6 protein-coding genes and 3 pseudogenes are annotated in these 7,564 nt (G+C 39.5%); 1 reads left to right on the top strand and 8 read right to left on the bottom strand.

Annotation, left to right across the window (positions count from 1 at the left end):
- Positions 1-318 (top strand): annotated as a pseudogene (locus tag AB4Z17_RS30335) (IS3 family transposase); the annotation flags it as partial.
- Here the strand turns inward: AB4Z17_RS30335 and AB4Z17_RS30330 are convergent.
- The 8 genes and pseudogenes from AB4Z17_RS30330 to AB4Z17_RS30295 form a co-directional block, all read right to left on the bottom strand.
- Positions 313-636, bottom strand: coding sequence for a YdcF family protein (locus tag AB4Z17_RS30330; protein ID WP_441963995.1), 324 nt, complete (start codon positions 634-636; stop codon positions 313-315). The pseudogene AB4Z17_RS30335 and the gene AB4Z17_RS30330 overlap by 6 nt on opposite strands.
- Positions 637-781: 145 nt before the next feature.
- Positions 782-1,090, bottom strand: a pseudogene (locus tag AB4Z17_RS30325) (RCC1 domain-containing protein); the annotation flags it as partial.
- 647 nt (positions 1,091-1,737) lie between these two features.
- Positions 1,738-2,571: pseudogene (locus tag AB4Z17_RS30320) on the bottom strand (AraC family transcriptional regulator); the annotation flags it as partial.
- A gap of 190 nt (positions 2,572-2,761) precedes the next feature.
- Positions 2,762-3,250: a GNAT family N-acetyltransferase gene (locus AB4Z17_RS30315; RefSeq protein WP_441911895.1), complete on the bottom strand. Its 489-nt coding sequence runs from the start codon at positions 3,248-3,250 to the stop codon at positions 2,762-2,764.
- A 314-nt stretch (positions 3,251-3,564) separates the two neighbouring features.
- The gene (locus AB4Z17_RS30310) at positions 3,565-4,008 is read right to left on the bottom strand and encodes a cell wall hydrolase (protein ID WP_441911897.1); all 444 of its coding nucleotides are present in this window, start codon (positions 4,006-4,008) and stop codon (positions 3,565-3,567) included.
- A 240-nt stretch (positions 4,009-4,248) separates the two neighbouring features.
- On the bottom strand, positions 4,249-4,845 hold the full coding sequence (locus tag AB4Z17_RS30305; protein ID WP_441963993.1) for a hypothetical protein: 597 nt from the start codon (positions 4,843-4,845) through the stop codon (positions 4,249-4,251).
- Positions 4,846-4,990: 145 nt separating this feature from the next.
- Positions 4,991-5,845 (bottom strand): copper amine oxidase N-terminal domain-containing protein, encoded by an 855-nt coding sequence (locus tag AB4Z17_RS30300; protein WP_441963991.1) that lies wholly within the window; start codon positions 5,843-5,845, stop codon positions 4,991-4,993.
- A gap of 516 nt (positions 5,846-6,361) precedes the next feature.
- Entirely contained in the window at positions 6,362-7,117 is a 756-nt protein-coding gene (locus AB4Z17_RS30295) for a class I SAM-dependent methyltransferase (protein WP_441963989.1), read from the bottom strand.
- Positions 7,118-7,564: the final 447 nt, after the last annotated feature.

The following is a 7,564-nucleotide window of genomic DNA, read 5'->3' as shown; positions in this document are numbered from 1 at the left end:
CATCTCACAGAGATTAGATCGTATTAAAATGTTTCATACGGATCGAGGCAGAGAGTTTGATAATAAGCTCATTTCTGAAGCGTTGACAACGTTTGGCGTTACACGATCCCTTAGCCGAAAAGGCTGTCCCTACGTAATGCCGTTGCAGAAGCAACATTTAAAATCTTCAAGACGGAATTCGCTAACCAAGTGCACTTCCTTACGGATGAGCAGCTTGATGTCGAACTCCATGATTACGTCCATTGGTTTAATTACCATAGGATTCACGGAACACTAGATTATCTAACTCCTGTTGAAGTCAGGAGTATGCCCTTATAAAAGTTGTTCAGTTTTATGTTGACAATCCAATTTCATAACCTTTGCTTCATCGAAACCTTCCTTACCAATACCGCCACTTACAATGATAAAAGTAAAGTAGCCCCCATTATAAAGCTCTACGGACTTATCTAATCTTGCTTTTAACCGCTCAGAAGGCTGTCCATTAACTTCTACTTTATTTCCTAATACTACAGCTGCGTCAACTGGTTTCAATTCATCATTCAACCCATCTATTATCACGAAAGTAGTATGAATGATAAACCAGATGCAAAGACTTGCTACTAATATTCCAAATCGTTTAATGAAAATATAGTTCAATCTCTCACCTGCATTCTCTCATATTTCTCCATAATCATACCCAAATTTTATCACACATGGGTGCATGAAACATTCCACGCAGACGTGCCACCGACTTAAAACTTTATATGTATTATCAAAATTGAAACTAATTGCCCGGCAGTTTAATGCCACGCCAGCTGCTTACATCGCATTGGCCATATTCATTATCGCCCACAGCAACCACCGTGCCATCAGATTTAAGCCCGATTGTATGCGCATTACCTGTGTTCGTTGCCCTATGAACATTACCTGCCGCAATCGCCACAATATCGCTCCAGCCGCTCACATCACATTGGCCATATTTATTATCACCCACTGCCGTCACCGTTCCGTCCGATTTAAGACCAACGGTATGACGACGACCCGTCGCTATTGTAGCTTTAGGCCATCGTTTCACCTTTAACGCCGCATCAATTGGTAAAGTGTAATCCATGTTTTTCCTCCTTGAAACAAAGCTTATTTTATGATCAGATCATGCTCCTTGCAAACTGAGTAAACAACTAACATTTTAAGCATTTCGCACATTCAATAAACGATCCTCCCCGATAGCACAATCAATTATCTCAGTTTCATAGCTTTAGTGTCTTAGATTTCCACACTCGATACAGTCCGACAACTAGAAAGATAAAAGCAACAACTTCTATGATTCTAGGGATGATATTCAGTATTGTGATCATCTCTCCAAATGTCATTCCAAGCGGTAATGTAGTACGGTTCGCATCATAAGAATTAATGAGTCGACTTATTGTAAAAGGTGCAATAAAATCATAGATCTTCAATAATAAAATAATAAGAAAGAAGTAAAAGCCTGCAATGAAGTGATTTTTCTTGCATTGTATAAGACCAAAAACTAATAAAAATAAGAAAAAAATCGAAAATAGACCTGCAAATATTCCTAATAAAACCACTAAATCACCCCTTTTTTCACAAAAATGATATTAATATCTTACATTTTCCCCTAGGAATAATCCCACTATCTTGCCCGTTAGAATAATGAAACGAGCAGGCTACCGTAGTACCTGCTCATCACTGTATCATTTAATTATAGTTCTCCGTTACTTCATTAAACGCTGCCGCTGCTTATTTCTTTATAATAGGTATCCATATTTCGCTTTTAAATTGCGGTGATGCTACATCTTTGTGCTCATGCCAGAGCATTTCCGGCCCATCACTTAACTCATATTCCGCAGATGGAAACCATTCGGAATAAATACGTCCCCAGGTCTCTTGAAGTGCACTCGGAAAAGGGCCGACAACTGTGAATACAGCCCATGTAGAGGCTTGCACCTCCAACTGGGCGAAGCCATCTCCATCTTTCGTTGTGGCCGCCCCAATGTAATGATCGAGCTCTCCTTTCTCCTCAAACCGCTCTTCACTAAAATTCGTGGATGCACTGATTAGTCCTGACGGTTGAACATTCGAATAACTCTTAATCTTATCAATCATTTCTGGGGTGAGTCCTTCAAACATCGCTGCAATCTCCGGATTCACCCCTTGAAATACGATTGGCACTCTTTTTTTGATTCCTACGATGCGAAAAGCCACTTTGTCTTCAATACGGTAATTCATTTCACTTCCTCCTTTGATAGTCAGTTGAAACGTCATCCGCGGGAAGGCTTTGAGGGACTGTCCATGGATTCGGGCTTCCGAGGGATTAATTCCATGCATGCTTTGGAAAGCCCTAGCAAAGGAATCCGGCGAAGTATATCCGTATTTCATCGCAGCATCGATGATCTTGATGTCACTGTGGCTTAGCTCGAGTGCTGCCAAAGTTAAGCGTCTTCGGCGGATGTATTCCGACAGAGTAATKCCTGCAAGAAATGAGAACATCCGTGTAAAATGATATTCTGAACAGCAGGCAATTTTCGCAGCCTCCTGGTAGTCCACATGATCAGTAAGATTCTCCTCAAAATGAAAAACAACCGAAGAGTAACAAAAAAAACAATGAGCAGCTGCTGCGGCAGACTACTCATTGTTTTCACTCTAACGTGTTCCAATAGCTGAATCACTTTTTTTATTTTAAATTAATTAAATCTGGAAGTTCATTGAACTATCGTCCCAAAAATCTCCAGCCAGGTGCTAACATCACCTTCGGGATAATGCACTAATCCATAATCGATAAATCTTTTATAAACCAAGCGTCTGTAGCATTATGCTCTGAACCATTTAATGGTTTTTCAAGTTGTTGGAAACCTAATTTAATGTAGAGGAGGTTTGCTGCTTGAAGTTTCTTCAATGTTTCTAAGTAACAATGTGTATAGTGTTGCTTGGCGAAGTCGAGTGCTACTTTCATAAGATCATTCGACAGACCCATACCTTGAGCTTCCGGTGTAATGTATAGCTTTTGCAATTCACAAATTCCCGGATTCCGCCCAAAAGGTGCAATCCCCACACCGCCTACCACTTCGTTTTGTTCATTCACTACAACCCAGTACTTTGAATTTGGTTGTTCCTTGTAATATTGTGCCAGACTGCTGAGTTGAGGGTCAAAATATGCTGTTCCCGGAATGTTTAGGTTAAACGATTCCAACGAGCGTCTAATAATTCGCTCTATTGTTTGATTGTCCTTTTCTTCAATCTCACGAATTTGCATTGTTACATTCTCCAGTATCTAAGTAATTATAATTTATTAATTCTAATATTATTCGCCAAATGATTCAAATTCAAGTATCCTGGCCGTTAGCTCAACGAGGCTGCCGTTTAACATGCCGGAAGCCTTGTCTTTGTTAATGTTAAGCTATAGTTATTCGTCAGTTCAATTTCTAACACGACAATGACTTTATTCTACGAAACACAAAAAAAGCCGCGATTTACGCGGCACTTAATGAGATAAAGTTGTTGTCAACCGACACATGGCTGTGACAAGTCAGGTTATGAGATACTAATGAGCTCTTTGCATTTTTAAAACTAAAACGTATTATAGATATTTTCACATTCTTCCCCGGTCGGTTCATAAAAGCAGTGCTTCTTCCAACGTCCTGCGAGCGGCTGATTATACCAAGTTGGCGGACATGGACCGGGATTTTCGAATGATCCTGGACGGAAATACCATAGGGAGAATTTGGCTGGCCAATTCCGCTCCCCATTCACTGCCCGTTGCGCCAGACGGCGTTCCCTGTCTCTTGCATTTTGATAGTACAAACTATGTTGCAACGCTTCGAACGCATGCTCCTGGTTGATCATTTGGGGAATTGTACGGATATTTTTAAAATCGGAGCAATTCCCTCTTATTCGGTTAATGCCAACATTTCCAACAAGCAGCATTCCCATTTCGCCTTCGGTCTCCGCTTCAGCTCGAAGCAACCTTGCCAACATGTTAATATCCTGTTGCCTTGCTTTTACGACTGCCATTGACTCACCTCTTTAGATTTCTAGACTCATCATATTGTAGGTGAAGCGAATGTGTTACTCTGGCATAAGAAAGAGCGATAATAAATTGCCCACCACACTCTTCTGCCCGTTAGTTTAATGAAATATTGGTTGCATGTTCTCCATTAGCATATTTAATGAATGTACTTTGATCCAAGATCTACAGTCCACTGATTATAAAAAGGATTACTTCATTTCCAAAAGGTCCAGATTGGCTGACATTCACTTTTTTAACCGCAATCCGTCCAGTAAACTGATAAATTGTTTTTTGGTAGATGCCTCTTTATCATGCTTCGTGAATTCCAATACATATATTATTTTGTCTTGAATAGGTATGACTGCGAAATAGACGTCATGCGTACCGGTCAGGCCTGAGGCTGCCGTACCGTTGTCCGCGTCAAGCGTATACAGCTTGCCGCTTCCGATGGAAGTATCAATTTCTTCTTCATCTGTAATTTCACTATGGTTCGGCTTATACATTTTAAAGCTGAAATCGTCAGTAAACGGGTACATGACAACACTTCCGAGATTGATTCCATTCTCGTCGGTGAGGGATGCGCCAAAGTGGTCTTCCATATTCAGGCTCCATCCCTTCGGCAGGGTCAATTCCAAATTGGAGATGCCGTTTTCGATCATTGAATTTGGTTGGCTTGATTTCGAATGTTCCCCAGAATCAATGGTGTTTTCGATATTCTGGGTAGGCGAAACAGATACGTTGGTTGGGTCATTCTTTGAGGCGATATCTTCCTGGTTATCAGAGCAACCGGCAAGAACGAAAACCAGCAGTTGAACAGCGAGTAGCAGTTGCGTTTTTGTCATTCTTAGACTCCTTTTAGTTATTGAACTCAAACTAGAAGTAGAGATGGTTGATAGACACATACTAGGCTAACACTCACCTGCTCAACATTGAGTATTATTCAACTATCGTTCTCCGTCAGTAAAACAATAAAAGAGTTTTATATGTCTATGCGACCGTGTTACTGATAATCGTTAGAAAACCGTTCATTGACGCGGTATCCATTAATTGATTAATAGATTGACTTGCGGTATAGCTAAACAAATACCATTGTTTTTCCGTATCGTCATACAACAAAACTTTTGGGGAGTTTGTCAAAGGTCCAGCTGGATAAGATTCCATTAATGAGTAAATATCAAAACGTTTGATGCTTTTCCCTTTTTGATCTAAAAAATCATATTGCGCATTTTTATAATATGCTCCAGCTTGGACGAGTTGAATCTGCCACGAGTAATCAACTGGAGCTTCGACCTTGCTGCCTTTGTTTTCTACAAAAATAGTATAAATTGCTTCGTAATAAGCATTCACTTTGATTTGTTGCTCTACGCCACCCATAGTCATATGGTATTCATGCTGCAATGCTTTCACTTTTATACCATCTATGACTAATGGCTCGGTATCAACGGTTACGATGGAGTTTTTGTAATTGACTGTGCAGCCAAATGCTTCTGAAATAAAGCGAAGTGGAACGATTGTGTGATTATTTTTTAAAAATGGTTTTACATCAAGCAGTACCGTTTTACCGTTTATGACTGCTGTACTGCTGTTTAGTCTTAATGTTACTTTTATTTTGCTTTTAGTAAGTGTAATTTCAGAATTTGACCAATTGACCTTAGCTCCCAAATTTTCACTAATAACACGTAACGGCACCATTATACGATTGTTCTTTATTTCGGGTTTCACAACGGATGCAATAACAAAACCGTCAACTTTTATTTTGAAGTCTGTATCTGCTGCATATGTAGTTGACGATGTAATAATTAGAATCAATGCCATGACAAATGCTGATAATACCTTTTTCATCTTAAAAGCTCCTTTTATCAAAAATAAAAGTGGTAGCTATTAATCCCAAAATTTTTCATCCGAGCACTCCTTTCCAAAAAGACCGTTAAAACAGAAATTAACTCCCTGTACTGGAGATCATTGTTCACGTAAATATAGACGCACATCGATAATAAAATGTTCCTTTTTTTAAGTTCAATATTAAGTTGTACTGCCCTTTATTTGAGTAACAGCGGCTATTATTTTGAAAAAAGTGCCGTTAATTAATGGGTCAAATAGAAGCTTTAATGAGCACCTGATCGTGGGGATAGCCGAATTCAGAAACCAGCATCTGTAACTGTAAGGCGTATGCTTTTAGTGTGTTTGGACTAAATCCCTTAATCTGCTTATCGACTACATACAGTCTCCACAATTCATCTAAATTCATAATAAAGCTTCCCATTAAACCTCATAATTCTAGAGTTGCTTTTAATGAGAAGTTTTAATATATTTAGCGTTCTCCATTAGCACAATGATTCTCTATAATCGAAGTTTGATCTATACTTCTCCCCAAAATATTTCAGTTTCATAATCGAATAGAACAAAACCATCCTGATTATTCCTAGCAAATAGATTTCGCAGTTCCGTCATCATCGGTTTGTAATTGGGATGCCCAGGTACAGGACTGTAGGAAGATGATAGCAACCGGCCTCTCAAGCCCTCGAAATCAAACTCCTGGCTCATTCTGAATCGCACCTCATGCATCGTACCTTCCTTGAAAAAAGAGTGAAGCATCGACTGGGAAATGTTTTTATGATTAACTTTTACGTAGTCGGTTCCGTATGTATGGAGCAGTTGATCGTACTCTTCACGAAATGTAGTACCGCTTGTAATACGGGAATTCCAGATTAGTATTACTCTCCCGCCCGGCTGTAGAATTCTACGAAACTCGGTTTGCGCTGCTAAGCGATCAAACCAGTGAAACGCTTGTGAGCAGACAATAAACTCAACCGTCTGATCAGGTAATCCAGTGGATTCTGCAGAACCTGATATACTCTGAAAGTTCGGATTGCTTTCTAACATTTGCTCGGCGGCTACCCGCATTGCCTGATTCGGCTCGACCGCAATCACATAGCTTCCGCGTTCCAGAAGTAGTTTTGAAAAGATGCCTGTACCGGAACCGATGTCAGCTATTTTACTGTTCGAACGTAAACCGACGTAGTCGTACAAATAATCAACAGCCTCTTTCGGATAGCTCGGGCGATACTTCAAATATGAATCAACCCGGTTCGAAAAGCTTTCTTTACTGTTCATCTCACGTCACTCTCCTAGTATTTCTTACTTTCATTTAGTGAGTCGTTCCTAGGACATTATATTTCATTTACTTTTATCCAAAAAGTGTAACTTACGGTTTTCTAATTTCATGTTTTTGATTTGATCATTTCCATGCTAACATCCCTATATGGAGAATCGCTTTTCTCTTATATGCTCACGTTTTCTTAGATTTTGACCAAGTATTCTTCTTCTCAAATAGCATCTAGATGGAACGAAGTTGTGAATGAAAAAAATGGCGGTCAACCCTCCCACATCTCACAGCACATTTGAAAATCAGGATTAAATTTCTTCTATAGAAACTTGTTTTCTAGGACTAAATATGTTGTTTCTTAGCAAAATACACACCGCACCCAATATCAATGATAGTAATCCCCCTACTACAATGTATTGTGTACCGATTATTGATATAAATAATCCACCTACAGC

This window comes from Paenibacillus sp. TAF43_2 (assembly GCF_052113545.1).
Taxonomy (GTDB): domain Bacteria; phylum Bacillota; class Bacilli; order Paenibacillales; family Paenibacillaceae; genus Pristimantibacillus.
This window is presented reverse-complemented; position numbering and strand designations above follow the sequence as displayed.

What these genes read in the sequence shown, in the direction of transcription:
- AB4Z17_RS30315 (WP_441911895.1), bottom strand. Translation starts at nt 3,250, where the DNA reads ATGCAAATTCGTGAGATTGAAGAAAAGGACAATCAAACAATAGAGCGA.
- AB4Z17_RS30310 (WP_441911897.1), bottom strand. Translation starts at nt 4,008, where the DNA reads ATGGCAGTCGTAAAAGCAAGGCAACAGGATATTAACATGTTGGCAAGG.
- AB4Z17_RS30295 (WP_441963989.1), bottom strand. Translation starts at nt 7,117, where the DNA reads ATGAACAGTAAAGAAAGCTTTTCGAACCGGGTTGATTCATATTTGAAG.
- AB4Z17_RS30300 (WP_441963991.1), bottom strand. Translation starts at nt 5,845, where the DNA reads ATGAAAAAGGTATTATCAGCATTTGTCATGGCATTGATTCTAATTATT.
- AB4Z17_RS30305 (WP_441963993.1), bottom strand. Translation starts at nt 4,845, where the DNA reads ATGACAAAAACGCAACTGCTACTCGCTGTTCAACTGCTGGTTTTCGTT.